The sequence below is a fragment of the Zhongshania sp. genome (genome assembly GCF_041623545.1).
Taxonomy (GTDB): Bacteria; Pseudomonadota; Gammaproteobacteria; order Pseudomonadales; family Spongiibacteraceae; genus Spongiibacter.
In genome coordinates this window covers 1-1939 of sequence record NZ_JBFJWS010000428.1, presented here as the reverse complement: position 1 = coordinate 1939, position 1939 = coordinate 1, and the positions used below count along the sequence as shown (strand labels likewise).

The window sequence follows — 1939 nt, the reverse complement described above, 5'->3', positions numbered from 1 at the left end:
CGCTGCGGGTTTAGCTGCGGCGATCCAGCAAGATTCGGGTTATATTTTGATCGCTTACGGTCAGACCACGGTTGAAATGACGATCTGGGTCGGCGTGGCAGTATTAACGGTATTCTTGATTCTGGTGCTGCTGATATTTATGAGCTTGCGCCGAGGCGCTAAAGTCTCCGACAACATTGGTTCCTTTTGGACAGATCGTAAAGCAGTGCGGGGTCGCAGCCATACTACCTTAGGCATGATTTCCTTTATCGAAGGTAATTGGGCTAAGTCGCGAAAACTGCTAACTGACTCTGCCAAAGATACCGAGACCCCATTAATAAATTATCTGCTGGCCGCTCGCGCTAGTCATGCCTTGGGTGATGTATCGGGCAGCCGCCATTATTTGGGTTTGGCAGAGCAAACCAGTAATAAAGCCAGCATTGCCGTGGCGCTAACCCAAGCCGAAATGCAGGTGGAAAATGGTCGCTTGGAAGAGGCCCTCGCGACATTAACGCGTGCGCGCCGCAATGCCGAGCGTCATCCCTCGGTACTGACGCTGCTTAAAAAAGTGTATATCGGTCTGCGCGACTGGAATTCACTCATGGCCTTGATACCGGATTTGCGCAAGCACGGCGGCATGAGCGATGAGAGCGTGGCCGAGTTAGAGCGTCAAGCTTTAATGGGTCAACTGGAGCACACCGCTCAGTCCGGCGATGTGTCCGCCTTACAGCAGTGGTGGAAGCACGTACCTCGCAGTTGGCATCGCGATAATGGCCTACTATTGGCTTATTGTCGGGTGCTTGTGGCGGCGGGAGATTCAGGCAGTGCTGAAAAGCTGCTGCGCGATGCCCTAAAGCAAAACTGGCACAGTGATCTACTGAAGCTTTACGGCTTAATCGCCGGCAGCGATGTGGCCCGTCAACTCAGTGTGGCAGAGTCGTGGCGTAAAGAGCATAGCGATGATGCCGTTTTACTATTGACCTTGGGGCGCTTATCGCTGCGCAACGAATTATGGGGCAAGGCGAGGGAATATTTCGAACAGGCTTACCAGCTTAGCCCCAATGCCGAAGTGTGTTTTGAATTGGGTCGGTTAATGGTTAATTTAGACGAGCCTGCGGCGGCGGAGCGCTTTACCCAAGAAGCCCTGCAGCTGCAAGGGCAGTCGTTGCCTAGCCTGCCGCAGCCGTCGTTAAGCAAGCTAAAGGATTAATGCTTTGTGAATATCGCCGCACTTGAAAAAATGCTGGCCAAGGGCAATGACAGTGCAATGTTGCGCTTTGGCCTAGGTAAGGCCTATCTTGACGACGGCAATGACGAACAAGCCATTGCGCATTTTCAGCATTGCGTCAGTGTTGATCCCAGTTATTCGGCTGCATGGAAATTGCTGGGTAAGGCGTATTTGCAAAGTGGGTCTCGCGAGCAAGCGCAGGCGGCTTGGCAGCAGGGTTTGGCTAGTGCGCAAGCAAAAGGCGATAAGCAGACTGAAAAAGAAATAACGGTATTCTTAAAAAAATTAAATAAGGTGGTACAGGAGTAAGACCACTTGATCTGAGGTATTTGTTTACAGGGAGTAAGCTAATGTCCGATATTGAAAACATCATTACGGCTGTGATTCGGCGTGAAGGCACTTATGTTAATCATCCCGCTGACCGCGGCGGCCCGACTCACTACGGAATTACTCAAAGAACTTTGTCGCGTTATCTTGGCCGAGCTGTGAGCATCAGTGAGATTGAAAACCTTGATCAGTCCTTAGCGCGGGAAATTTATCGGGAAAATTTTTATTTAGCGCCGGGGCTCGACAAATTACCGGAGCCAATAAAAGAGTTTGTTTTCGACAGTGCGGTAAATCATGGTCCAAAACAAGCGCTGCTGTTTGTGCAGCGCAGCTGTAATTTACTGGGTGCAAAGCCGCCACTGCGTGAAGATGGAATAATGGGAGATAACACTCGGCGCGCTGCTG

Annotated in this window: 3 protein-coding genes; all 3 read left to right on the top strand. The window is 51.1% G+C overall.

Annotated elements, in window-relative coordinates; genetic code table 11:
• Positions 1 to 1189 (top strand): heme biosynthesis HemY N-terminal domain-containing protein (locus ABYT30_RS18850; RefSeq protein WP_373098075.1); only part of this gene is annotated, 1189 nt, incomplete at its 5' end.
• A gap of 6 nt (positions 1190 to 1195) precedes the next feature.
• Positions 1196 to 1516 (top strand): tetratricopeptide repeat protein, encoded by a 321-nt coding sequence (locus ABYT30_RS18845; RefSeq protein WP_373098074.1) that lies wholly within the window; start codon positions 1196 to 1198, stop codon positions 1514 to 1516.
• Positions 1517 to 1557: 41 nt separating this feature from the next.
• A partial coding sequence (locus ABYT30_RS18840; RefSeq protein ID WP_373098072.1) for a glycoside hydrolase family 108 protein occupies positions 1558 to 1939 on the top strand: 382 nt, incomplete at its 3' end.